Raw genomic sequence first — 26,078 nt, 5'->3', positions numbered from 1 at the left:
AAATATCATACTCATACGTGTATGAGGTAAAACACGTTTAAACCGTTTGCAATTTTAAATACGCTTTAAACTCTCGAAGTGCCATGGGCTTGGCATATTTCCAGCCTTGGCCATAATGTACGCCAGCTTGTTTTAGTATGGCTTCTTGCTCATTTGTTTCTATGCCTTCTGCTACACAGGTGTAGTTAAACTTACGTACCAACGCCATAATATTGGGGATCATTGAGGCCTTTAAGCCTTGTGTTGTTATGTCTTGTACAAAGGTGCGGTCAATTTTAAGTTGATGAAAGCTCAAGTTTTGTAGATTTTTTAAGTTAGAGTAACCCGTACCAAAATCATCTATCGATAAATTAAAGCCCGCCTCAACCAGCCTTTTAAAGTGGGCATGGGCAACTGTTGAGTCTAAGTATTCGTCTTCTGTTATTTCTAAACAAATAATAAAGCGCGAATCGGTGAGTGCCGGTATGTCTTTTAAAAGCGCAATATTGCCTGTTTCTACATCGTAGGGAAAAATATTAATAGAAATTTTAAAATTGCGCGGTAATGCCTCAACGGTGGTTAGCTCATGTAGTACTTTTTCAATCATGGCTTGGGTAAAGCGCCACGTTAAATTGGTTTTTCTGATAATAGGAATAAATTGATCAGGAAATAAAACCCCGTATTTATCTTCAAAACGGGCCAATGCCTCACAGCCAACCACTTTACCCGTTTGCAAACAAATAATGGGTTGGTAGGTCCAATAAAATGAGCCCTTTTTAAGGCCTTTGCGCACACGCGTGATAGTTGAGCGCCTAGCCGCTAAGCTATAGTCAATTAACAGTCCACTTGATACACCCGCTAACGAAATTAAAATAAGCGAAATAATCAATAAAAATTGATTATCAGCAAAAAATTGGCTCCACGGAAGTTGTGCGGCTGCGCAGTACCCGGGGTTATTAGTACTGCATTTAATAATTGATTCATAAGATAAAAATGAGTGATTTTTTACCTGCTCATAAACCCCTTTAGCCCCCGCTAAATGAAACGTCTCGCGCGTATTTTTATAAAGTACTTCCCACTGAGGAGAAACAATTACTTTATCATTAAAAGCGCGCGTATCGACTATTAAATTGTAATTACCTTGCCTTACAATTATCACTTCCATTGCACGGCCACTAAACAAAAGTAAATACAATTGTGGTTCGTACCTTACGCGCACAGGTTTATTATCGTATTTATCAATTCGAATGTAGTCGGGAGGATTATCGGTAATTGTAGCTGCCAGCTTTCCTGCCCCGGTGGTGCAAACCAGCTCATTATTTGTAAAAAAGCCAATATCTATCACGTATTGTGCATCAAACAACGCGCGGCGCATTTCTATCAATGTATTGTTATTACATTGTTTAGCGTTTGCGTTATTTAGGCGGGTTAAAATTTTTCTACGTTCTGTTGCGGCAGCATCTATGTGTTGAACAATATAATTTGAATCTCGCGCTAACTGCCTACTTAGCTTTTGTGCAGCAAAGTACATCAGTGTGCTAGCACATATAATAAAAACCACGACACCGCTTAATACTGCAATTAAAGACCTACGTTGATATTGTTTCATAACACCTTTTTAAAGAAGCTGTGTGTGAGTCAGGTGCAATAATAATTGCATATCTGGGCATAAAAGCAATCAAGCTTGTAAAATAATTAAAGCAAATTACGTTTTTAATTTATTGATTTGTTTGCATTATAATTGCAAAACCAGGTGGCTGAGTATACCGCTAAGCTGCTTATGGCCTTGGCTATTTAAATGTATACCATCGCTCCCTAGGGGGGCGTTAAGGTGTGATATATCAACGTAATTAAGCGCGTGCTCGTGTGCTACACGTTTAAAGAGAGTGTTTAAGGATTGTAACTTTTGATCACAGTTTAAATAAATATGGCTTAATCCATGCTGAGGGTTAATAAATAAAGGACCAATAACAATTATGTTTGGTAAGTTAGCAGGCGAGTAAAATTGTTTAATAGAGCCAATAAAATGCGTAAGGCCGGTGGCTATATCTGTTGGGGCTAAGTTAAAACGCTTTTTTAAATCGTTAGTGCCAAGTGCAATAATGAGCGTGTGTAAAGCGTGTTGCTGCAAATCGGGTTTTAAATAGCGAATACCATTAAGCTCCCCCGCAAAAGGCGGGTTATTCACAAGCGTACGGTTTGGCTGCCCCGACTCTATTACGCTAAAGCCGCTGCCTAGCTGTTGCTGTAACCGCGCGGTCCAACGGGTCTTTTCATCATAGCGCTTACCTGTTTCGGGATTTAAACCCCACGTATTAGAGTCGCCAAAGCAGAGTATATTTTTTGTTATTTGCGTCATTAAAATGGATTGAGCGTATAGCCTTGTTGTTGAAGTTGTGCGTGCGCGGTCATCGCAGAAAGCGACATTTTCACGCCATCAATGAGCAATTCAGGCGTTACTTTAAAGTGAGTTGCCGATTGCCCGCACACATACACCTGAGTGTTATTAGCAAGTAGCTGCTCAATTAACGCTTGGTTTTTATTGTCATCACTAAAGCGTTTTTTATATTCGCTGTTAGCTAACACATCAACGCTTGCGCTGCCGTGCACAACTAATGCAAGTTGAATGTTTTCAGGCTTTACACCATGCGCTACATGCATGTTAATAAAACGCGCTAACGAATTTATTGAATTATTTTGCTCGCCTTTTTTAGCACCATCGGCAACATCAAATGCTATTTTAAATACCGTAGCGTCATTAATTTTGTCATGCTTTGGTATATTATAATAATTACCAAACCCGTTAATTGATTGCTCATTAGCATTAATAAACGGGCTAAAAAGCAGCACTAACCCTAGTAAATATTTCATAAAACAATCCTGTGTTTTTAAGCGTATTACTAAACTACCAGAGACAACCAAAAAAGGCTGCAATTTAAGCAACCTTTTGGGTACTTTTATGGTGATGATTAATAAACTGCATACCTAAATAACTAAACGTATTTTTAAATTGCTCTACAAAACACGCCGGCGCTTCAGTTGATGACGCATTAGAAAGCACTGAAAAATGCTTACTACGCAGCGTTCGTAACTTTGGTTTTAATGCTTCATCGTCCATGTAGTCGGTTATTCTATCAATAAATAACTTCATTTGTACCGTGGTGCTGTACCAATAAACGGGTGAGGCAAACACCCAGTGGTCATACTTTAATAGTGCTTCAAATACAGCGTAAAAGTCATCGCTTTTATAGTTTTTGTTATAACAGTACGGCGCTATTTTATAATCATCTAAACATATTATCCTTACATCGTTTTGCTCAGCAAAGCTGTTAACGTGTGCCTGCGTATTACCATTTTTACGTGCGCTTGAGTAAATAATAACAGTGCTGCGTTTAAGTTTTTGTTGCATTTAGTTAGCTCCTTTTTTAATGTTGAAAGAAGCTTAAAACCTCAACTTATATTGAGGTCAACCGGAAATTTAAAACAATGCCAATAGATCAAAAAAAACTAACCGAGGCTAACCTAACCGTAGGTTATGTCGCTAAGCGCAGCGGCGTAAAAGTATCAACCCTACACTTTTACGAAACAAAAGGACTCATACGTAGTTGGCGAAATAGCGGCAACCAACGCCGCTATAAAAAAGATGTGCTGCGCCGTATAGCGGTAATAAAAGCCGCACAAGCCATGGGAATAACGCTTGATGAAATTAAACACACCCTGGCCACATTACCAGAGCAGCGCACTCCCACACAAAAAGACTGGTCAGCCCTTTCAAAGCAATGGCAAGCACAGCTTGATGAGCGCATAGCGTATATGCAGCGCCTACGCGACCGCGTAGATGGCTGTATTGGTTGTGGATGTTTATCTATGAGTAAGTGCCCTATTTATAACAAAAACGACCACTTAGGCGAAAACCAAAGTGGTGCTATTTTGTTAGAGCGAGATTAAGATTTAAATTAAGGTTAGTCTAGGCCGCTAAGCCCTTCTCTTGCAGCTCTGTATAAAGCGCCTAGGGTTGAGTCGAATACAGATTTTATAAAGCTATAAGTCAGCTCCACCGCTTTACTAATTACTTTGCCTGCAAACACTAACATATGCCCTAGTAAACCTAAGGTTTGTGTTGCAAACGAGGTTGACGCTTTAGCTATTTTATCAAGCGTTCGCGCCAACATATCGTAAAAAGTGAGCCCGGTTCCAATGGCTGCTTGGGCAGCAACTGCGCTGTAATAGCCCGCATCTTTTAAAAGGGTAATTAATGCAGCACCTAGTTTATCTGCCCAATGTGAGGTAAATGATGCTTGATTTCTGTCTTCAAATTTTAAACGCACAGGCATGTTTAAAAAGTGATTAGCTTGTATAGTTAAGTTGTTCCAATTATTGCTATTGGCAGTGTTTAAGTAGCCAGGCGTACCAGCAAGAGTATGAGCTGCACCCTTTAAACCTTGTCCACTATCTAAACGTATTTCTTGGCCATTGTGCGGAGCATGCGAAAAAGGCCATAAAGGCACTTTAGCCACTGGGTCAGCCCCATGTGTACAGCGATAAATTTTATCGATTCTGGATGTTGCTGCGCGAGAAAAGCTTTCAAGCCCAACACGTGGCGAACCAAACGTATATAATTTTACAGGAAGTGAATACTCAGCTTTGATCCAATCAGCAGAAAGCGTCGCTAACGCACCACCCAAGCTGTGGCCAACTAAATGAACGCAACCCGTTACTTTATCTTGAATATTCGCTGCTATAAACTCTTGCAGCGCAGGCTTCATACTATAAAAAGTCTTATTAAAACCAGCATGCACCATACTGCCATTTGACCCACCACTCACACCAAAGTGCCCATCGGTTAATCCATCTCTTAGCGAGTTAGTCCCCCGAATAGTTATAACCGAATCGCCCTCATACGCGCCAAGCCCATGCCCTACTAAAGCAAAGCCCGTGCTTAAATTAAATAAATGAGAAAAAAAGCTGCCCGTTACGCCTTGTACTGCGCCAGGGTTAACAGAAAAGTTAAAATTGTCGCGCAAAGAGGCATGAAGTGTGCGATTAAGTAAATTAGTGGTTTTAATACTTTTTGCTTTATAAGCAAGGTTTGCTAATTGTACGGCTTGAGTGGGTGTCAAAGTATTCATATAAGTTCCCTTTAAATAAATAGTTAAAGTTTACATGATGTGTATATCGCAAAAGTGTGGCTTGTATCTTCTTTAATTGGAATATCGTATGTTTGTGGCTCTTGGCCAATATCACACTCTAAGTGTGCAAGAAGCGCTTTGAGTGTATCGCTATCTTCATGAATTGAAACAAGTGTGTACCACAAAACAATCCCTTCTGGCGTGCCGTTTTCTAAATAAATATGTTGAACCAACGAGTCGTTATCAAACATATTAGAAGGTTTACCTGTTTTTATTGTTTTTTCTGTGAAGGTAAAATAACCCTGTTCATCTGTTGTGGTTTCATCAACGTATTCATCGCCATAGGTAAGTGAGCGCATCACTTTAGTGTTTGCAACTGGCTGCCCATTATCTAATAACTGCCCTTTTACTGGAGCCGATAAATAAAATTCTTGTTTATTAAAAAAGCCAAACATATCTGCACAAGCCTGTGATGTAGTAAAAAAAACAACGGCAATAGAGACTATTACCAATACAAAAATTTTTAAGCGCGATAAAAACAAAGCAAACTCTCTCCCAAGGCCTAGCTATAAACTACTTAATATATATGGCTAATTAATTACACCAGCCATATTTATGCTGAAAAAGTAGGGGTCTAATTAGGTACAATTATACTGCATGTTTTTTAATCAAGAAACAATCACTAATCTAATTATAAAATAGTGTATAAATTAATTTACCAATGCCACTAAACATGATGCCGCTCATAAGCAAAAAAGCATACATAATACTAATAGCACCGGCTGAAGGGTCGCTCTTTTTATCAATTTCTATGCATGCCGTACACACAACAAAAAATATAAAAAAGTTAGCTATCACACCTAAAATAAAAGCATTGCCAAATAACGGTGATACGCCAGCTAAAACTGCACCCAAAATTAACAGCGAGCCTGAAATTGAATGTTTATCAAACCGGCTTTCAATTATTTTTATAGCTAAAGTGATTAACATAGATAGTAAAAAGTATAGCGTTGGCCAAAACTGATAATATAAATACCCCCAGTTTAAAAGCTCACCTGAAGTTGATGAATAAGCTTGCTGGCCTATGTCGGCCGCGGAACCATTCGCGGCATTTTCGCTAAAAAGATACCCTATCCCACCAATAATTAATTTTATAAGCCAAAAAAATAAAAAACTGGCAATAGTAAACCCGATAGCGTCATCCCTTGTTAATCGTTTTTTAGCTTTGCTTTTTACAATAATGGCGAGCATTAAACCTAGTAGGCATACACTTCCTAAATAAAGTATCGCCTGCCAAAAGTCCTCAGAATAAAATACAGCCAACCCTGGTGCTATAAATAGATACATAGCATCTTCGTTATCTAGTGAACGATTTCGGGCACTTTGCTCAGACTCTTTAAAAAGAGCTAAATATACAAATAAAGGCTGCAAAAACAGCATTAAAATACTCGTAGTAATAAGGCTCATACATCATCCTTAATGAGAAAAACAAATGCAGCACACGTGCTGCATTAAAATTAAAAATGTGGTGCTCAATAAAAAAGAGAGGTAGGTATTAAAGGTTTATTTTTTGAAAGTATGTTTTAAGTTTTAAAAGCCCTGACTCAAGTTCAAATTTTTGTATTTTAGGATTTTTGAATTTAAACCCATTAGAAATATGGGTATTAATCATCGTCGCCATGCCCTCAAAGCCAGCTGGTGCTGTGGCAACTAAATCGCTCAACAAGGGCATGATAAGCACTTGATGCTCTTCTATTAAAGTTGGGTTTTCGTATATATCGTAAACAAGGTTAGTTAATGTTTGTTGGTTTTGTTGTTCCATAGCATTTCTATAGCGCCTTAGCTTAGGCGTTCATAGCTCCCTAGAGTTCTAAATTGAATAAAGGTAAAAAAAATTATTACTTTTTGTTCCTTCGGTTACTTTTTGTTCCTTCGGTTACTTTTTGCCATTTCTTTTTCGACAGCAGCACGAGCGTCTTTTATATCTTTAAAAAAATCATACTGATATTTAATAAGACCTTGGTATTTTTCTCCTTTAATTAAATAAAAAGAGAGCAACATAAAGGCTACATTGATAGCTGTTGCAATATAATACCCATTACCTTCTAAAATTATAAAAGTCGGTAAGCAAATCACAGCTAAAAATAAAGCATAGAATTTTAATATATTTGCGCAAAAAAAAGAGCCTTGGCTTACTTTAAAATTTATAAGGCAAAATGCTACCCCTGTAGAAAATAAAATGCCTAACAGCCACTCAGGTTCTGTATCAAAGTATTGCGTTAACACAGTCATTCCGGAGTATACAGTACCCAAAAGTAAGAGCACTGTTACTAATAGAAACCTTCGTAAAAGCTTCCATGGTGGAAATAATAGAAATACCTCATCGTTTTTAGACACTACTTACTCAACTCCTCATATACTTCAGTTGCAAGTAAAAGCTAAACTGTGCCATAAAAATTTTTAGATTAAGAACCTATCTTTCCTAATAAATTTATTTTATTTAACCCATAAAATAGAATTTTACTGCTGTTAAATTTAAATTAAACGCATAAAAATCGCTGCATGATGCAGTTGTGATTTATTACTAAAATTTCACTATAATTGATTTAGTTTTATGCGAGTAGCTTTCGCCCTGTATATATTTCTGTGTAAGTACAGTACCTCTACACAGTTTATGCCAACGAATAATGGTCACTTTATCATTCAGCTTTTTTGTCATCTACATACAGAACCAAGTGAGTATTGTTACTAATAACAGCATAAGGACACACATCAATACAAAATATCTCGGCTAACTCAAGCAGCTTATCTTCAACCCAGCCTCGTCGATATTCATAAGATTGACCTGTAAAATGCTCTTCACCGCACAAAAAAGCACGCCGAACACAACGCGAGATACAGTGGTAATATTTTGTATAAGCCAAACTTCAAAATTAAGATGAGTGTCTAGTTTATTCTGCCAATTAACACCCACTATTTAAAGTGGGTATCATGTTATTTATTCTAAAGGTGGGGCTGAATAGTTACGATGCACTTTAAAAATCATCAATAGCAGATAGCTTGCTAAAACTTGAATCATCACAAGTCCAATATTCTTTTTTGCCATTTTTTTGTATGGTGACTGATTTTTCCTCTGTAACCGTATCAAACTCTTCACTGTAGTAATCACTTACTACGACGTCACCATTAGCTTGCGTAAAAGTCATACTATGCTCTGTAACTAAAGAGCGGTGATAACTGGACTTACTTATATCACTGAGTGAAATGGAATTGATGAGGTTGCTTCCATCAACATTAAACGCCTCCAATTTAAATGTTCCATTCACTTCACTAACAACAATTTCGACTGGCTTAGGTGCATCAGCTTGACACTTAAATATAATCTCAGCCTCACTTTGAGTCGCATTACATGATGCAACAAAAAATAGCGGAAGAATAAATAAAGCCTGAAAACGGTTATTTTTTATCATATTTTTCAAATGCCTTTTGCAGTTTAATATCGTATTGGTTCTCCGCATATTTTGACCCATTATAGCCTTTGGCAAATGCAGCCCAATTTAGCGTGAGCAGGTGTTTCTCTAGGCCTTTATGTTTAACAAAATTAACAAACGCATCAAGTTGCTTTCTTTCAGAGCTAAACATTGTTCGTACAAACTCCTCAACATTAGAAAACCCTGATGCACGATAGTTAAAGCCCATAATTTGAAAACGCCCCCAAGAAGCTGATTTTAATGCCTCTGTTGAATTTAGAGTCATAGCCTCTTCTAGTCTTGTGTATTCTCTTGTACCACCTATGTATAAACTACGATTCCAGTGTCTGCTAGATATAGATGGATGACTCTGATCATATATATGATTTGTATAGCGAGAAAATATATGTGCTTCATATAAGATCTTTGGTTTACCATTGGAAAAAAATGCATCACCAGATGATTCAACATCGGCGACAGCTTTAATAGCTGCAACTTTACATCCTAGTTCCTTTGCAATATCTTGATAATCCGATTCTGATAGCTTTTTAACATCTGTAGAGGCAACTGGTAGCTTAAAGTTATTTTTAACTACAAGGGTTATAAGCTTTTCGTTAATTTTTCTATGGGTGCGTCCATTTGGATCTATTTTTCCATCTGGGCGTACCATGTTTACCACTTTGCTTTGAAACAACTTAATAGCCGCTACTGTTTTAGAGTTTTCAGGGCGTGAGCCTAAACGACCGTCTACGGTAAGTTTTCTAGTGGGCGCTATGAGGGAAAGAAGTGAATTTAAAGCGGTTTGTACGGTTTTTACATCGTTTAAATTGTTAGCGCCGCCCAATCCAACAGATTGAGTTATTCTGATTACTGCCATCGAAGCATCCTTTTCTTTAATGTTATATTTTTAATTACAATGTATTAGTAGTAAATTAACACCCACTATTTAAAGTGGGTGTCTAGTTTATTCCCGCTTTTTCAATTTTATGTGCAAATTTAAGGCTGCGATTAATTAAAACACCTTCAACAGGGTTGCCGTTTAAAGTAATAATCCCTTTAACTTCAGAGCACATGTGTACGTCATATTTTTTTATTAAACCAAACATAGTGGTTTGAGCCTCCTTACCTATATTTCTAATTATTTAAAATAAGTTCCATTAATTAAAAAACGAGGAAGTGAATCACTTTCAACCGTTACCTCATTACCCATATCGTGCCACATGCATGCCATACCTAGTAACTGTATGGGTAAGAATGATTCAACCGGAACAGTGTCTGGTTCACTTGCATTCATCCAGTATTTCTCTTGCAACTGCACATTTTTTGCAAGGGTTTCATTAAAATCAAAGCCAATATCTGTAGAAAGTGCGGCAAAGGTTTCTAAATACCCCATCGCTATACCTAATGCCCAGTCATTACCTTGCTCTACCGCCATTTTCATGCCCTCATTAAGTAGCGATGGATAATTCTCTTGTCTGTGATGATAAGCTTGAAACACCTCTACTAATTTATAAGAGACAGGGCCAGACTTAGTGGCACTTTGTTTCATAACTTCAACAGGGAAGCTCGCCAAGCTATTCATACTTTCAGAATCGCGAGTGACCATAGCTAAAAAATAGGCGTCAACCCACTCTGCAGGATTTGCATAACCTGCCTCTAACATTCCCTTACCATTCCAAGTTACTTCAGGTAAATCGAATATTTTAAAGGTAAGGTCTTGCTCTGGATGCTCTGTAAGCTTCAAAAATGCAGCATACATTTTTGACGCATAACGTAAACCCATTGCAGATTCACTTTCGATTTCGGGTGTTTGAACTTCCCAAGTAAGCCAGCGAGAAAAATCAATATACAAACTTGAAAACCTTAATAGACTATCTCTTTTTTTTGATATATTAACAGGAATTTTCTTTATTCTTCTCTTTGGAGACTCTAGCCACTCATCCAACGACACATTTTCAAATTTAGGTTTATATATTCTTTCAACTTTCATTTGCTATCCTACAACTATTGATTAATCGATATCAAATTCTGAAATATTGACTTCACTAATAGTAGAGCCAGTACTTGTATTAATAATTGGGGTTTCAATATGTAAATATTTAACTTCATTCCCATCGTCCATAGCTTCCATGATGGCTGATGCTGCTTCCCTATCTGTTTTGCCATTTACCTTACCATTTTTCTTCATATTCTCGGTAATAGCTTGCGCATACTTCTTCGTGCCTTGCTGGTAATCCTGATCACCAATTTGCTTTTTACCCAGTGGGCTCTTACCGCCTTTGGCTTCAACAATTATCACATCACCATCAGAGTTTTGATAAACCATATCAAAGTTACCTGATACCGATGTCGAATGATCTAAACTATCTGGATGTATTCTCTTATAATCTGGGTAATTGGCTTTTACAGCCATATCGGCCGCCTTTTCTCCAATTTTAGCCGATTGCTCATTCACTTTAGGAATTTGGTTGTTGTATCCATCTGTTTGCCGTGCAAATTCATCACGATTTTTCATTGCCTTGTCACGTGCGACGCAATGAACTTGTAGTTCTTCTTTTTCTTCAGGCTTCAATATATATATATTTTCTGAATTATCTTTCTTTTTAGCCGTAACCAATGTTCTCGCTGTATTTTCTTTAATCCGCCCTTTGGTAGCCCATTCTTCATTAACTGCTTTACCATCAAATTCATGCATACCTGCAAATTCCTCAATAGTAAGCTCCATTTCTTTAGTTTCTCCCCCAATATGACGATGAATAATTATGGTATTGTCCACCTCATTCATACTCTCTAATGTATAGGCATAATTTAACTTATTCACACCCTCTGGTTTTTGAACCTTTAACTTACCTTCTGGATCTGTGATTGTGGCACTATCTATCGCACTTTTTAATATTTTATCCTTCGCTGCTTGATCAATACCATTACCAACTAATGTACCTAGCATTGCAGATAATTTTTCTTGCCCCTCTTTACACAATAACCCAAACGGATCAACCCAATTAACCGGATTTGGCGCATATTGATAATGGTTTATTCCACCCACTAAACCAATCGGATCTTGGTTTATAAAGCGCTGTTGTTTGGGGCTGTAGTAGCGATAACGGTTGTAATGTAGGCCGCTTTCCTCGTCTAAATATTGTCCTTGAAAACGAATTGGCTGAGTGAAGGTGTTTTCTTTATTAGTGTCAGGCTCGGCTTCTGGCTCTTCATAGCCATACACATCGGCTTGGTTTTCCCACACCACTTCTGCTTTGTTGTTTGTTACAAAACGTGGGGTATTCAGTTGGTCTAGGTGGTAGTAGTACACCTCACCTTGTTTAATTAGTGCTACTGGATGAAATTGATTTGGCAGGTTGATATACCAGGTATATTCACCGTGTTGGCATTCGCCGATTAACTGGTCGTTATCCCAAATGTAGTCAATTTTACCGTGCTCGGTGTGCTTGGCGATACGACGACCTAATGGGTCGTAGTCGTATTGCGTGAGCGTGCCGTTGTTGTTAAAACAGCTTAACTGGTTAAACGCGTTGTATTCACGGCGGGTTTTTACGCCTTTGCCGGTTTCGCGTATTTGGTTACCAAACTCGTCGTAGTAAAAGTCGCTGTCGCCAAAGTGTGTTAGGCGGTCTGCGTCGGTGGCACTGTTTATTATGGTGTTGTTAGTACTTTCATTGTTTGCTACTGAGTCAGCGTTGCTACTATTTTTACTACTACTTTCATTACTGTTTGGTGCTAACTCATTGTATTCACTATGGGTGGCGTGTGTTAAATCAATAGAAGAGCTGGCTGTATGCTCGTTACTGGCTGCATCATGTTCTATACCCTGCTCGCCTGTATCTCTAAGGTCTGCATCGCTTGAGTTTGATTGAACAGTCTGACTTTGCGGGTTACCAAAGCTATCCCACTGGTAGTGTGTGGTTGTATCAGCACGCGAGCTTGCCAGTGTTTGTTGTATTAACTGCCCTAGGCTGTTGTATTCAAAATTGATGTTTTGGCTGCTTACGCCTTCGTTTTTACGGGCTATAAGCTGATTTACACTGTCGTAATTGTACGTACAGGTATCGAATATTGCTTGCGCTGGATGGGTTAACTGCTGCTTTAAGATGTATTGTGCATTATGCGCACGGGTAATTTTACCTTGCAGATTATAGCTGTAGTAATTGGCGTTATAAGCGATAACAGGTAAGGACTTAGGCTAAAAACCTAAGCCCTTACAACATCCATGTTGTTAAAGAGCAAATTTAAATGGTAGTTATAATTATGAAAAAGCTTTTCGGATCAGCGCATCATGGTCAAGCACTTCGATTTGTCCAAATTGTGCCAAAATGGAAAGGTGAACAAAAATATTAACTTTGTTAATATTTTCAAAAATAGTTTCCCCACCGATAATTAAGCTAGGCTCAAAACCAAACATTTCGTCTGCTTCTAATTCGCCAAGTTTTTTGATACAAGATTCAAATAAAACATTACCCGCTTCATCCTTAAAGTCATGTGATTTTGTATCTAGAAAACCAAAAAAGTACTCAATCGCATTATTATGGCCTTTTTTTACTTTACCTTTTTTTTCTATCACCCAACCACTTGCTGTTATTATCTTATATTTATAACCAGTTTCCTCGCCCCAAATAAATAAATCACCAAATGCACTTCTAGCAAAAACATGATAGACATCATTATCGGGAATATCCGTATGCTCTAACCATTCATCTAAAATATCTTCATAATCATCGGGATTAACAATCCAAAATAACCCACTTTTAAAACCACAAAACCCATACTCTTGCCAATATTCTAATAAACGATCTGGGAGCTTATTTTTAAATTTCTCTAACGTCTCTACAGTGCAACTTTCTTGTTTTTCTGGCTTCCCAAATTTCTCTAAAAAATATTCAAAACCTTCATCCAACTTAAACTCACTCATGTGTTCCCCTTATTTACAACGTGATAATTCGACATTCATTTTTGCATCTGGCCCGTGCAAGTCCATTGCTTCTTTAGCTGCTTTATCCATTCCCGCAACACGATCCGCTTTAGCCCACTGTGAGCCGAGGGATGAATTAACATTAGAGTTTCCTAGCCGTGATATTTTATCATGCCCACCCGCAATCATATCAGGATCATGAAGGGCTGCCAGCTCTTCCAAAGTACTACTTGCTTTTTGTATCGCTAATTCATCAGCTTTTTTAAAAGAAATGTTACCTTGCTTCATAAAACTCTCTGCTGCCGACTCTTTAATTTCATCAAATAACTCATCTCGAGCTTTTTGTTGCGCAGCACCATTATTCGTCAATATTTTTCTAGCTTTTGCATGCCCATGCTCTTTAACTAAATCAGTCAGTGTTTCTCTATTTTTTAAATAGTCACCCACCGACATTTTATTAATACCCTCTTGTTGAGCTTTTAATTGTTTATAAAACTCTTTCTCTAGTTTCTCTTTATTACCACCAAAAGTTTTAGCTTTAAGTAATGTATTACTTGGTTTAAAACACGGAGGGTTATATTTTTTCATAATTGGTGCTTTCAATACTTTTTTCTTAGCATTTTCAAGCGGCTTGGTAGCTGAATCGGGTACTTTATCTAAAACCTTATCAATCACTTTAAATGGCTTCACAACAGTAAGTGCAATACTTGCTAATGCGGCTGTGTAGTCACCTGAAATTACTTGATTTGTTGCATTTATACTATCTTCAGCAAGTAAACTCCAAACCTCGGCTTCCCAGCCTCCCTCTTCACTTATTTGTTTATTTGCATCATTTAAAAGCCAAACCCCAAAGCTTTTATCACTACTCTCCTTACAACTCAACCCAAACGGATCAACCCAATTAACCGGATTTGGCGCATATTGATAATGGTTTATTCCACCCACTAAACCAATCGGATCTTGGTTTATAAAGCGCTGTTGTTTGGGGCTGTAGTAGCGGTAGCGATTGTAATGTAGGCCGCTTTCTTCATCTAAATATTGCCCTTGAAAACGGATTGGCTGAGTGAAACTGCTTTTTGTATTAAAGTCGGCTTCTGGCTCTTCATAGCCATACACATCGGCTTGATTTTCCCATACGACTTCTGCTTTGTTGCTGGTAACAAAACGTGGGGTGTTAAGTTGGTCTAGGTGGTAGAAGTACACTTCACCTTTTTTAATCAACGCGACAGGGTGAAATTGATTTGGCAGGTTAATATACCAAGTATATTCACCGTGTTGGCACTCGCCAATTAACTGGTCATTATCCCAAATGTAGTCAATTTTACCGTGCTCGGTGTGCTTGGCGATACGACGACCTAATGGGTCGTAGTCGTATTGCGTGAGCGTGCCGTTGTTGTTAAAACAGCTTAACTGGTTAAACGCGTTGTATTCACGGCGGGTTTTTATGCCTTTGCCGGTTTCACGTATTTGGTTACCAAACTCGTCGTAGTAAAAGTCGCTGTCGCCAAATTGTGTTAGGCGGTCGGCGTCGGTGGCACTGTTTATTGTGGTGTTGTTAATGCCTTTATTGTTTATTACTGAGTCAGCGTTGATACTACTTTCACTACTATTTGGTACTAACTCATTGTATTCGCTATGCGTGGCGCGTGTTAAATCAATAGAAGAGCTGGCTATATGCTCGTTATTGGCAACCTTATGTTTTGCACCTTGCTCGCCTTTAGCTGTATTACTAGTGTCTGTTCCGCTATTGTCTGCATCGCTTGTGTTTGATTTAACTGTTTGGCTTTGCGGGTTACCAAAGCTATCCCACTGGTAGTGTGTGGTTGTATCAGTACGTGAGCCTGCCAATGTTTGTTTTATTAACTGGCCGAGGCTGTTGTATTCAAAATTGATGTTTTGGCTGCTTACGCCTTCGTTTTTACGGGCAATCAGCTGGTTTACGCTGTCGTAGTTGTACGTACAGGTATCGAATAATGCTTGCGCTGGATGTGTAAGCTGTTGCTGCGTTAAACGGTTGAATACATCAAACTGTTGGGTAAGGGTTATGCTGTTACCAAACTGCTGGGCTTTAATATTACCTTGGCTGTCGTAACTTAATGTTACAAGCGGCTTTGCAAGTTCTACCTCTTTGCTGTTGGTTTGCTGTAAGTGAATATTACTTAGCTGGCCAAACTGGTTGTAGCTGTATTTAAGCGTGGTTGAATCTGGCAGGGTAAGAGTTTGTCTTCTGCCGTATTCATCGTAGCTGTACTCTAGGGTATGCGCTTGTTGCTGGTTATTAACTTGCTCGGCGCACAATAGCCTGCCGCCTTTATCAAACTGCTGCTTAAGTGTTGATTGCGCATTATGTGCACGAGTAATTTTACCTTGCAGGTTATAGCTGTAGTAATTGGCGTTATTAATGATATGTGAGTCGCTTGCAAGGCTTGCATGCTGCGCAGTTACACGGCCAAGGCTGTCGCGCTCTATTTTTACATGGCGTTTGTTGCTTTGTGTTACTGAGGCTAAGCGGTTACAGGCATCGTATTTATATTGCTGTAGCGTGCCATCAAACCCGGTTATTTGTGTTGGGTTTTCGTTCGCGTCGTAACTTATGCGGTATACGTAGCCGTCGCTTCGCTCTATGGCTGTTAAGTTTCGCTCTTTGTCGTACGTTAAATGCAGTGCGCTGCCATCGGGCTGAATAACACAGTGCGGTTGGCTTAGCCCTTCAAAGTGTTGTTCGGTGGTGTCGCCTTTGCTGTTTTGCGAGCTAATTAACCGCCCTGCTTCGTCGTAGCTAAAGTATTGATGCTGCTTATTTTCAGGCTCGTTTTCATCAAAGGCAATTGTTTGTGTAAGCTGGCCATGCTCATTGTATTTATATTGGGTGAGTAAGCCTGCGTTATTAAGTGTGGCATTTACGCGGCCTAGGCTGTCGTAGCTGTAACGTATTAACTCATCGTTATGGTGTTTTGCTAAAAGCTCGCCTTGCTCGTTCCAAATAAATTTAGTGATTTGACCATTTTTATTAATATGCTGGGTTAACTGGCCGAGCTTATCGTAGCTGTATAACGTGGTACGGCCATCGCCAAAGGTTTCGCTTTGTAATAAGCCAGCCACACTGTATTTACGCGTAATGGTTTGGCCATCAGGTAAGGTAGTTAATACACGTTGCCCAAGTTGGTTGTAAGCAAAATGGGTTTGGCTACCATCTGGCTGCGTTATTGTTTCTAATTGGCCGAAAGGTGTGTAGCTATAGCGCGTTGTGCTGCTATCGGGCTTTATTTCACTGAGTTTTTGGCCTTGTGCATTGTATGTATATTGCCAAACATTGCCGTTAGGGTCGGTATGTTTTACCAATTTACCTTGTGCGTTATGTACAAAGTGTTCTTTGTGGCCGCGAGAGTCTACACTGGTTGTTTCACCGCGCTCAAGGTTGTATTCAAACTGGTAAGTATAGGTATTGTTATCGCCCCACTGCTTTATACATTTAGCGCTGGGTGAGTAGCTATCCCACTCAAAATGATGGCTAAAGCCACTGGCTCGGGTACGCTTTGTTAATAAATTAGCGGCGTTATACGCGTAGCGCTCAGTTTCGTTTTGCTGATTAGTAGACTGAACAAGGTTTTTGTTTTCGTCGTACTCGTAGCTTGCTAGTAATGGCGATAGCAATTGTTGTTTGTTGTTTTTATCGGTGTAGTACGCTGCTATTTTGCTTAACAAACCTTGCGCGTTGTAGCTAATAATACAGCCGCGCACTTTGTTTACTTCTATACGGTGTAGGCGCTCTTTAGCATCGTAATAAAACGCGATGCTTTGGCCTTTTTCGTTAATTATTTTTTCAAGCAGCCACGCGCTTTCGCCTGGTTTAAACGTAAGGTGTTGGTCATCTGGTGTTACAAGTACTTGCTTACCATTTGTTTGGTAATGTAGCGCAAGGTTACTACTTAACTGATAGCTTGATTGGCCAGGTTTCACCTTTTCAAATTTATGTTTAGCGCCGTGCTCGTCTTGGTACTCTAGCCAGTAAGTGCCTTTTTGCTTAGGGCCCACTTTTGGCGGCGGCAAATAATGCTCGGTAAGGCTTGCCATAAAGTCGTGGCGCCAACCATTACCCATTGTTGTGCACACATCAGCATGAGATGAGCGATACAAACGTCGCCACACTAATTGGCGGCTGCCTGCTAGGGTAAAGTCGATAAGCGGGAGAATTTCTTCGCCAGAGAGCATTGAAACTGGATCTGATCGGCACTCTTGATTTGTAATGGGCTCTTCACTTGCGGTGTTATTACTTGCACCACCCGTATTTTTAGCGGGTGCTTGCGATGCGCTTTTACCTGATGCGGTTGAGCTTGATTTTTTGTTCGACTTTTTGCCCGCTGAGCTACTATTAGTATTATCGCTTACTTGAATGGCCGACTTTGCTTTTTGGTGGAAACACGTTACTGCGTCACTTACTAAGGCCTGGGTAAGTACGCTTGCGGTTTCGCGAGCTGATGCGCTGCGTGGGCAGTTAACGCCAGCACTATTTAATAAATTAATTACATCAAGACGTTTTGCAGCGTCACCTGTTAACGCACCACCAATTTGAGCTATTTGTTGTTTAGCCGTTTCAGGGGTGTTTGCCACAGTTGGCGCATAACCTGACGGCGTTTGGCCTTTGCCAGCAACTAGGCAAATGGGGTAACTCGTTCCTTGTAAAACAACCGTATTACTTTGCATTAGTTGTGTACTTCCTCACTTATCCATAAGTATGATGCTGCGGCCTGATATTTTGATTGTTCTTGAGAAATCACTAAAGCGTGTTTAAAGTGATTTACAATAGCCGGGCTTGAGGTCAATTGATATAAATTGACGAGTCCTTCAAGCGCACCAATTTTACCTAATTTGTAATTAGGTAATTCATAATGTGTATGCTCATTAATTAAATTACTGAGCAATTGTAAATTAGTCAGCCAAACATCACTTTGCTGATGTATGCCGTTGCCAGGTGCAAATATAAGATCTATATGGTCTTTATTATCCTGTGCAATTTTTGAAAATATACCGCCTAGTTGGTCGTGCTTTATAAAATCTATTGAAGGAGCAAATTCATGACTAGTTTGCATCCAGCCAATTTGAACCGTTTCAATAGTCGCGAGTGCACCACCTACTCCTAAGTATACCCACTCATTGTTTTTATCGGCTTTATAGGTAGCATCAATGGCAATCACGTTTGCCTTATCCCATTTTTTTTGCACCGCCAACTGCACTAACGTATTAGCACCAACAGCGCCATAAAATAATAAGTGCTCTACATGCTCAGGGAACAACTGTTTAAAACTTTTTGCTAAAAGCTGCTTTAGCTCATCTTGGTACGCAAGTGCTGGCAATAACCATACAAGTGGCAAGTTTGAGTCTTCTACTTTAGCAAAAAGCTCTTTCGCTTTTACTATGCAATCATAAATACAGGCATTCCATGATTGCCAAGTAATACCGTTAGGTGGAGTTGGGGTATCTGCATATAGCAGTGTATCTATGTCTTGCGACAAAGGCGTAGAAAAACAGCTTACGTTTACATTAAACGCCTTCATGCTGCGCCTCTGCTTTTACATTTTTAGCCATCGATTTGTAGTAGGTATACAAATTAAATATTGCTTGGCTATAACAGTCCATTGCCGACATTTCTATTGCGTTTAACCTTTTATTAAGAGATTTGCCAGCTACAAACCTCTGCAAGCAAAGCTCCTCCTCGTATTTAGGCCAGTTTTGATGTAACTGCTGTTTAAAAGCCACTAGTGCTTGTTGTTCAGCATTAAACGCACTTACTTGAATGTCATAGCTTACGAGTAAATCGAGCTTATCACCGAGCATTCGCCTTATTAAGGCAATAATAGCTGATGGGTTTTCTACTTGGTTTAACGACATACACGCTAAGGGCACTAGCTTTACATAGCCACTTTGTAATAGCACATGTAACGTGTCATCTACTGTTAAAACATTGCTTGCGTAATTACTTAATGCGTTTACTTGTTCCCAACTTAGTGACAATAAAAAAAGCGACATTAACGGTGAATTAACAAGCTTACTTTTACATAGCTCATCAAACACATGTTTTAGCACTTGTATGTTTGCACTAGGGTTGAATGCGCTGATGAGCGCCACTGTTTCGGCTGATGTTGCCTCTTGTTCGGTGCTATTAGCCAATGCAAAATAAATAGTGTTTAAGTCAATTAATGCAATTAAATTAAAGCTGTGTTGCTGTAATAAAACTTTATAAATAACAGCCTTTGCTAAGTTATGCAGGGATGGGCTGTTGAGCAACGAGTTTATAAAAGCCAGGTTAATTGTTTGCGGTAAATTAGCCATAACCTCTATACATGCCTGCGCAGTCACATCAAGGCTTTGCTCACTCGTTACTAACGTATTAATTAAAGTTAAATCGGGTTGTGTAAAGTGTTGAGGAGTATTATTTTTTTTAGCGGTTAGCCACGTTGTTTCTAACAGCTTTTTTTTAAGTGTTTTTACATAACCTACAGAAGTAAACGGGCAGCACTGCGCCTTACTAATACTGAGCAATTGTGCTTGATGATTACTTATGTAAGTAGACAGCAAGGTTAGCCACCTATTAATACAGTAGGGTTACCAACAACAATTTTTCCGCCGTGGGAGCTATCATCACCCATTCGAGCTGCGGGTTTACCGTTAATTTTTACGCTACCAGAGCCTGACTTTATGCTGTCGGGTGGGCCAACACACACTAACATATCGCCTTTACGTGCTGCAGGCATGCTACCTATTAATACATTAGTTGAGCCTACCACAACAGGGCCGCCAACATGCGGGACTGTACCTGTAGTTTTAGGGCATACATGCATATGACCAATTGTAGCTGCGGGCTTACCCATAAAGACTCCTTGTCTTATTTACTTTTTGACAATAAAACTAATCAAATAAAGGAATAATTAATAATTTACTTTGAGAAACTAAACCCGATAAGGTATCAACTAATTCTGCCTTACTATAATCCGAAATTGATACCGGGCTTTGTAATGCGTACTGATACAAAGCGGCTATGGTATCTTCACTATTTAAAGCATTATGTAAATTACTTAAAAACTGATTAGCATAATAACCATCCATAGCTTTTAAATGCGTTAATGCAGGATTTAGCAATGGATCATCTGGCCTATTTATTGGCAAACAAATTAAATACGGCAAACCGTAACGGCAATATACAACGTAACCATTATTATTAATGCCATTTCTATGCCCTGTATAAAAGCTATTTATTATTTCCATAACTGCACTAATTTAATTTAATCATGCCGGCAGATAAAGTAATGGCGCTACCATCAACTTTAACGTTACTGCCTTTAATGTCTATATTAGTGCCTTCTATAGTTATATTACCGCTGCTGCTCATTTTAATTTGTGCAGAGCCTGTTTTAATTACTATTTCGTCACCGGCTTCAATATTAAGTGTTTTACCCACTTTTAACGTGTCGTTTTCACCTATATCGTCACTGCGATTTTTAGCCACTTTTAGTGTTTCATTATTGCCAATATCAACTTTTCGATCGTTGCCAATTTCAATATTATGGTCGTGATCTGTTTTGTCGTTTTGGTCATTTTTTACGTAAAGCTGCTTATCTTTTTCTGCTTGAATATAAACCAGCTCGCTGCCTTTTTTATCTTCAAACCTTAGCTCATTAAAGTTATCGGCTCCGCCTTCTTTAGTAGAGCGTGTTTTAATACCACTTTGTGTTTTTTCGCCAGGTAATGCATACGGAGGCATTAAATCTGCGTTGTACACTGCTCCGCTAATAATTGGTTGGTCTGGGTCGCCATTTATAAAGTCTACAAGTACTTCTTGGCCTACCCGAGGGAAGAAAAATGCCCCCCACTTTTTACCTGCCCAATTTTGCGCAACACGGATCCAACATGAACTTTTTGAATCTTTTTTACCTTCTCGGTCCCAGTCAAATTGCACTTTTACGCGACCATATTGGTCAATCATTATTTCATCGGCGCTGTCGCCAGTTACGATTGCCGTTTGCACACCGTTTATAACTGGTTTTTTCTTATTTATTTGCGCTCTGTAGGGTATATCTTTGGGTACGCATTCAAAATGGTTCGAGTACACTTCTTCAGCACTTGATTGCAATGCACCCGATTGATTAGGTATTGTTATTGACGTCATCATAGAGGTAATAACAAATGTTTTACCTTCAAGACGTGGGTCTTCGTGCTTTTTAAAGCTAAAGAGTTTACCCACTGTAAATGAACGGCAATCACTACGACCACTAGAAAGCTTCATGTCTCGCTGTAATGACTCAAGCTGCACAGATGCTAAATTAGCTGCGCGCGGGTGGCATTCTTGCTCGCCCGTGTATTCAAAAATTTCTGATACTGATTGAGTCGGTAACTCTGGATTAGCTTGCTCACCATCTGGGTAGCGTGATGGCTGTTTAAAATCGTAACCAACGCGTTTAAAGCTGCCTGGCGCAATACTTAAACCGCCCTGCCAACGTGATACGTGTGATTCGCTTAAATGGCCAGTTGAATAAACAACCTTTGCTTCGTCACACACTTCGTAAGCAGTTATATCATCTGCAAGTACGAGTGTATGGTTGCTATTAGTATGTTCAAAAAAGTAAAAAATACCTTCTTGTTGAAGTAATCGTTGAATAAAGTCAAAGTCTGACTCTTGGTACTGAACACAGTACTCGTATTTAGGGTATGTCTTGCTGGTTTTATCGCTAAAGGCAACATTGTGTTGGCCAAATAGGTCAGTAAATATTTCTTTAATTGTTTTCTTTTGGAATATTCGGCTGTTTTTACGATTGCGCATAGATGCTGCAAACGGGACTATCGTTGCTTGGTAATCTATATAGTTTTTTTGTTCTTCTACATCAGCTGTACGGCTGCCGTTTGAAACTAAATGGCTCACTATACCGTGATAGTACCGCTCGCCGCCCCCATCCGCATTTTTTACTTTTATAGATACAGGCTTACCTACTAAATCTTCGTGCGCTATTTGCTTCCCAATAGTATACATATTGGCAGACATAACAAATAAGTCAGACATAGCCTCTTGGGCAACAAAACGAGTTAAATAGAGGGCATCTTTACCAGCAGGGGTGCTAATCTGAATTACGTTATTGTCTTGTGTTTCTTTTTGCATTCCTTGCTATTCCCTTCCTAAAGATCTAAAAAGCTCTGAGCAAAGCTCAGAGCTATTAAAAGGTAAAATATATTACATTCTTTTACCAGTAACGCCGCTGTAACCATAGCGAAGAGTTGGTTTAGTCATGTTTGTGTCATCTGTCGGAGTAACAGCCATTAACATTTCTGTATAGCTAATAGTAATAGTTTCAATTGGACGATCACCTTGTACTGAAAGAGAGTAGCTAGAAATCATAGCGTCTGTAAGTGTGATATTTACAATTTCTTCAATCACATCACCTTGCTTAGTGATTTGAAATACAGCTGGCTGACCTTTTCCGATTGTCGCTTCTTCAAGCAAATACGAAGATGCATTATCCTGAAGTTTAGTAATTGTAAGGTCGCCAAGACGTGCTGAACTAGACTCACGGTCCATAGCTGTTCCTGTATATGAACTGATTTCGCGACTTACGTTAAAATCAAGAGATAAAACAGTGATTGTACCCTCAAAGCCAGCAGCTGTAGTTTCACCTTCGATTTTACCGTATTTTAAATATGTATTTGCTTGCATTTGATAATGCTCCTTTTAATTAAACTTATGTTATCCATTTGTATTGGATTATTTACTTTGGTTGACCCAAAATTCCTTCGAAATCATTATCTTTAATACAGCAATGAAAAGGCCTTCTGATTCCTTTCCTTAGATGAAGACAATGTCTCAAAAATTCCATGTAGTGATATCAGGCACCAAAATTATAATGCCCTAAAACTAAAGAAACAACCTTAATAACAAGTTATTTTAATTTAATTTTAAACTAAATTTAATTCAGTTCTAATTCAAATTCATCATTTTTAACAAACAGGGATATACTCTTGATTTCTTTATCGCAGATCATGCTAGATAATAAAACTTCCGAAAGTAATGGCAGCACTCTATTTTGTAAAATAGTATGTATATTACGTGCGCCTGAGCCAGCATTTTGACAATTTGCGATAATATATTCAATCACACTGTCATTATAAACCAATTCAGCATTGTAATGTTTTTTAACGCGTTTGATTATTTTATTTATTTGAATAGCGGCAATTTCAGTAAGAATATCGTCACTTAATGGAATGTAAGGTATTACATTAATACGCCCTAAAAAAGCAGGTTTAAATGATGCGAGTAAATCATCTTGTAATGCTTTTAATAAACCTTTGATACTAGGTTTACTTTCTTCGTCTTCAAATAAACTCATGGTGGTATCAGTTCCCACATTAGAGGTCATAATAATGATTGTATTTTTGAAGTCGATATCACGGCCTTCACCGTCTTTAATTGTACCTTTATCAAACACTTGATAGAAAATATCTTGTACACCAGGGTGAGCTTTTTCCATTTCATCGAGCAATACTACGCTGTACGGTTTTCTTCTTACGGCTTCGGTTAATATGCCACCTTCGCCATAACCTACATACCCAGGAGGTGAACCAAGCAGTAGTGATACTTTGTGCTCTTCTTTGAACTCAGACATATTAATAATGGTGACATTTTCTTCACTGCCATACACTTCTTGTGCAAGCGAAAGTGCAGTCTCGGTTTTACCTACACCACTTGGACCTGCCAACATAAAAATGCCGTTAGGTCGGCTTTCATCTGCTAGTTGGGCGCGAGATGTTTGCACTACCTTAGCGATTAAATCTAACCCATGGTCTTGCCCTACAACACGTTTTTTCATTTGCTGTGCAAGGTTTAAAATGCCATGTATTTCATCTTCGTGCATTTTACCTACAGGTATGCCAGTCCAATCTGATATAACCTGTGCAATAAGCTCTTCATCTACTTGCCAATGAACCATATTATGTTCAAAAGCAGTTAACTTTTCTTTACTCTGCTTAAGATTGGCTAAAATTTCATCTGATGAATTTTCTTGTTCTGAGTTAATAGACTCGAGTGCCTGATTAAGCTCAGCTACAATTTCTTTTTCTACTTTAAACTGCTCAGTTAACGGCGCTAACTGCTCTTCAATAGTTACAAGTTCAGTTTTAAGTGTATCTAGTTGCACTGAATGATCTAAACCTGTTTTTTGTTCACGGTGTAGCATCTGCACTTGTGTTTCTATTTCGCTTAATCGATTTACAAGTTGCTCTATAGTGTTTGGTGTAGATGCTTGGCTCATTGCCACCCGCGCACAGGCAGTATCTAATAATGCCACCGCTTTATCGGGTAGTTGCCTTGCCGTAATATAGCGATGAGATAAGTGCACTGCACTTTCGAGTGCTTGTTCAGAAATAAATACTTTGTGGTGTTTTTCCATAACGGGCACTAAACCGCGTAACATAGCCACTGCTTTTTCTGGCGTTGGCTCTTCTACTTTTACCACTTGGAATCGACGTGTTAGAGCAGCATCTTTTTCAAAAAACTTTTTATATTCAGCCCACGTTGTAGCAGCAATGGTTCTAAGCTCGCCACGGGCAAGTGCTGGTTTTAATAAGTTAGCAGCATCGTTTTGGCCTGCGGCTCCACCGCTACCAATCATCGTATGGGCTTCATCAATAAATAAAATAACCGGGTTAACTGCATTTTTTACTTCATTGATTAATGATTTAAGACGATTTTCAAACTCGCCTTTCATGCCTGCGCCAGCTTGTAATAGTGCTAAATCTAAGCTGTGGATTTTCACGTTCTGCAGCACGGCTGGAACATCTTTTTGTGCAATTCTTAAAGCTAAGCCTTCAACTACGGCGGTTTTACCTACACCCGCTTCACCGGTTAAAATTGGGTTGTTTTGACGGCGCCTTGTTAAAATATCTACCATTTGGCGAATTTCGAAATCGCGTCCTAAAATAGGGTCTATTTTCCCGGCTTTTGCTTGAGCAGTTAAATCAACAGTAAATTGGTCAAGGCTCGGGGTTTTAGAGTTTGTAGCCGATTGGCTAGCCGTGTTTTGTAATGAGTGATTACGTTCTTGCGATTGAGCAACAATTTCCGGCCAAGCATGAAGTAACTGCCCCGGCTCTATTTTATTAAATAACTTACTGCAACGGGTTACTAAGCTCGATAAGGTATCGTCTTTTACAAGCGTATAAATAACGTAGGCACTGCGAATTTGATTATCTGTAAATTCAATACTGGTACTTAACCAAGATTGCTTTAATAAGCTAGTAACATGTACAGATAAGCTAGGAGATGACTCACTACCGGTTTTAAACGCTTCTAAAGATTGATTTAAGTCTTGCTTTACTTTTTCAATATCAATGTCAAAAGAGCCAAAAATAAGCCTAACATCATCTAGTTGCTGCTCGATCATGGCAAGTAACCAGTGTTCAAGCTCCACTGTAAAGTGGCTTCTACTATTACAAATTGCAACTGCGCCTTCTAGACTTTTTTTACAATCAGGGCTTAGCTTTTCAACTAGTTTATTCAGTGTCATCGAAGACATACTTTGTTCCTTTTAATTTTAA

At 38.9% G+C, this 26,078-nt stretch carries 25 protein-coding genes and 2 pseudogenes; 2 read left to right on the top strand and 25 right to left on the bottom strand.

All coding sequences use genetic code 11. The annotated features are described in order from the left end of the window. Positions 1-37 precede the first annotated feature (37 nt). From MTF68_RS04540 to MTF68_RS04525, 4 genes are all read right to left on the bottom strand, one after another. Entirely contained in the window at positions 38-1,588 is a 1,551-nt protein-coding gene (locus MTF68_RS04540; RefSeq protein WP_248451940.1) for an EAL domain-containing protein, read from the bottom strand. Between the two features lie 126 nt (positions 1,589-1,714). Continuing rightward, positions 1,715-2,338, bottom strand: a complete 624-nt coding sequence (locus MTF68_RS04535; RefSeq protein WP_248451939.1) for a GDSL-type esterase/lipase family protein — start codon at positions 2,336-2,338, stop codon at positions 1,715-1,717. Beyond that, positions 2,338-2,850 (bottom strand): DsrE family protein, encoded by a 513-nt coding sequence (locus tag MTF68_RS04530; protein WP_248461797.1) that lies wholly within the window; start codon positions 2,848-2,850, stop codon positions 2,338-2,340. The genes MTF68_RS04535 and MTF68_RS04530 overlap by 1 nt, the downstream gene beginning before the upstream one ends. Positions 2,851-2,914: 64 nt before the next feature. After that, on the bottom strand, positions 2,915-3,388 hold the full coding sequence (locus tag MTF68_RS04525) for a flavodoxin family protein (protein WP_138576565.1): 474 nt from the start codon (positions 3,386-3,388) through the stop codon (positions 2,915-2,917). 77 nt (positions 3,389-3,465) lie between these two features. On the opposite strand from MTF68_RS04525, the gene soxR reads away from it, so the two are divergent. Continuing rightward, positions 3,466-3,927, top strand: a complete 462-nt coding sequence (gene soxR / locus MTF68_RS04520; protein WP_248461796.1) for a redox-sensitive transcriptional activator SoxR — start codon at positions 3,466-3,468, stop codon at positions 3,925-3,927. A 14-nt stretch (positions 3,928-3,941) separates the two neighbouring features. On the opposite strand, the gene MTF68_RS04515 is transcribed toward soxR, so the two are convergent. From MTF68_RS04515 to MTF68_RS19755, 12 genes and pseudogenes are all read right to left on the bottom strand, one after another. Then, a complete protein-coding gene (locus tag MTF68_RS04515; RefSeq protein ID WP_248461795.1) occupies positions 3,942-5,108 on the bottom strand; it encodes a lipase family protein in 1,167 nt (388 codons plus the stop codon). Between the two features lie 23 nt (positions 5,109-5,131). Next, complete coding sequence (locus tag MTF68_RS04510) at positions 5,132-5,650, bottom strand: DUF6795 domain-containing protein (protein ID WP_024032856.1); 519 nt, start codon at positions 5,648-5,650, stop codon at positions 5,132-5,134. Between the two features lie 145 nt (positions 5,651-5,795). After that, positions 5,796-6,575 (bottom strand): hypothetical protein, encoded by a 780-nt coding sequence (locus MTF68_RS04505; protein ID WP_248461794.1) that lies wholly within the window; start codon positions 6,573-6,575, stop codon positions 5,796-5,798. A gap of 88 nt (positions 6,576-6,663) precedes the next feature. Beyond that, positions 6,664-6,930, bottom strand: a complete 267-nt coding sequence (locus tag MTF68_RS04500) for a hypothetical protein (RefSeq protein ID WP_096042758.1) — start codon at positions 6,928-6,930, stop codon at positions 6,664-6,666. Between the two features lie 95 nt (positions 6,931-7,025). Next, entirely contained in the window at positions 7,026-7,505 is a 480-nt protein-coding gene (locus MTF68_RS04495) for a hypothetical protein (RefSeq protein WP_248461793.1), read from the bottom strand. A gap of 229 nt (positions 7,506-7,734) precedes the next feature. Then, positions 7,735-8,032, bottom strand: a pseudogene (locus MTF68_RS04490) (hypothetical protein); the annotation flags it as partial. A 111-nt stretch (positions 8,033-8,143) separates the two neighbouring features. Further along, entirely contained in the window at positions 8,144-8,578 is a 435-nt protein-coding gene (locus MTF68_RS04485; RefSeq protein WP_096042756.1) for a hypothetical protein, read from the bottom strand. After that, the gene (locus MTF68_RS04480; RefSeq protein WP_096042755.1) at positions 8,565-9,455 is read right to left on the bottom strand and encodes an N-acetylmuramidase domain-containing protein; all 891 of its coding nucleotides are present in this window, start codon (positions 9,453-9,455) and stop codon (positions 8,565-8,567) included. The genes MTF68_RS04485 and MTF68_RS04480 overlap by 14 nt, the downstream gene beginning before the upstream one ends. 82 nt (positions 9,456-9,537) lie before the next feature. Further along, the gene (locus MTF68_RS04475; protein WP_248461792.1) at positions 9,538-9,684 is read right to left on the bottom strand and encodes a hypothetical protein; all 147 of its coding nucleotides are present in this window, start codon (positions 9,682-9,684) and stop codon (positions 9,538-9,540) included. Positions 9,685-9,716: 32 nt separating this feature from the next. Next, the gene (locus tag MTF68_RS04470) at positions 9,717-10,430 is read right to left on the bottom strand and encodes an immunity 49 family protein (protein ID WP_248461791.1); all 714 of its coding nucleotides are present in this window, start codon (positions 10,428-10,430) and stop codon (positions 9,717-9,719) included. Between the two features lie 159 nt (positions 10,431-10,589). Beyond that, complete coding sequence (locus MTF68_RS19685; RefSeq protein ID WP_348983609.1) at positions 10,590-11,822, bottom strand: RHS repeat-associated core domain-containing protein; 1,233 nt, start codon at positions 11,820-11,822, stop codon at positions 10,590-10,592. A 198-nt stretch (positions 11,823-12,020) separates the two neighbouring features. Then, positions 12,021-12,152: pseudogene (locus tag MTF68_RS19755) on the bottom strand (hypothetical protein); the annotation flags it as partial. Positions 12,153-12,216: 64 nt separating this feature from the next. Here MTF68_RS19755 and MTF68_RS19675 point away from each other — a divergent pair. After that, positions 12,217-12,450, top strand: coding sequence for a hypothetical protein (locus MTF68_RS19675; protein ID WP_282448192.1), 234 nt, complete (start codon positions 12,217-12,219; stop codon positions 12,448-12,450). A gap of 389 nt (positions 12,451-12,839) precedes the next feature. Here MTF68_RS19675 and MTF68_RS04460 read toward each other — a convergent pair whose 3' ends face one another. From MTF68_RS04460 to tssH, 9 genes are all read right to left on the bottom strand, one after another. Beyond that, a complete protein-coding gene (locus MTF68_RS04460) occupies positions 12,840-13,502 on the bottom strand; it encodes a GAD-like domain-containing protein (RefSeq protein WP_248461790.1) in 663 nt (220 codons plus the stop codon). 9 nt (positions 13,503-13,511) lie between these two features. Further along, positions 13,512-18,206, bottom strand: a complete 4,695-nt coding sequence (locus MTF68_RS04455) for an RHS repeat-associated core domain-containing protein (protein ID WP_248461789.1) — start codon at positions 18,204-18,206, stop codon at positions 13,512-13,514. After that, positions 18,206-19,057, bottom strand: a complete 852-nt coding sequence (locus MTF68_RS04450) for a hypothetical protein (protein ID WP_248461788.1) — start codon at positions 19,055-19,057, stop codon at positions 18,206-18,208. The genes MTF68_RS04455 and MTF68_RS04450 overlap by 1 nt, the downstream gene beginning before the upstream one ends. Then, positions 19,044-20,078, bottom strand: a complete 1,035-nt coding sequence (locus MTF68_RS04445) for a hypothetical protein (protein ID WP_248461787.1) — start codon at positions 20,076-20,078, stop codon at positions 19,044-19,046. Before MTF68_RS04445 ends, MTF68_RS04450 begins: the two co-directional genes overlap by 14 nt. 2 nt (positions 20,079-20,080) lie before the next feature. Beyond that, the gene (locus tag MTF68_RS04440) at positions 20,081-20,371 is read right to left on the bottom strand and encodes a PAAR domain-containing protein (RefSeq protein WP_024032867.1); all 291 of its coding nucleotides are present in this window, start codon (positions 20,369-20,371) and stop codon (positions 20,081-20,083) included. Between the two features lie 37 nt (positions 20,372-20,408). After that, positions 20,409-20,765 (bottom strand): hypothetical protein, encoded by a 357-nt coding sequence (locus MTF68_RS04435; protein WP_024032868.1) that lies wholly within the window; start codon positions 20,763-20,765, stop codon positions 20,409-20,411. Between the two features lie 7 nt (positions 20,766-20,772). Next, a complete protein-coding gene (gene tssI, locus MTF68_RS04430) occupies positions 20,773-22,650 on the bottom strand; it encodes a type VI secretion system tip protein TssI/VgrG (RefSeq protein WP_248461786.1) in 1,878 nt (625 codons plus the stop codon). A 72-nt stretch (positions 22,651-22,722) separates the two neighbouring features. Continuing rightward, positions 22,723-23,202: a type VI secretion system tube protein Hcp gene (locus MTF68_RS04425; RefSeq protein WP_248461785.1), complete on the bottom strand. Its 480-nt coding sequence runs from the start codon at positions 23,200-23,202 to the stop codon at positions 22,723-22,725. A gap of 250 nt (positions 23,203-23,452) precedes the next feature. Continuing rightward, entirely contained in the window at positions 23,453-26,056 is a 2,604-nt protein-coding gene (tssH, locus tag MTF68_RS04420) for a type VI secretion system ATPase TssH (RefSeq protein ID WP_248461784.1), read from the bottom strand. Positions 26,057-26,078 lie beyond the last annotated feature (22 nt).

Source organism: Pseudoalteromonas sp. 2CM37A (assembly GCF_023161885.1).
Taxonomy (GTDB): domain Bacteria; phylum Pseudomonadota; class Gammaproteobacteria; order Enterobacterales; family Alteromonadaceae; genus Pseudoalteromonas; species Pseudoalteromonas atlantica.
The sequence above is the reverse complement of the archived record's forward strand: the minus strand, read 5'-3'. Positions and strand labels throughout refer to the sequence as shown.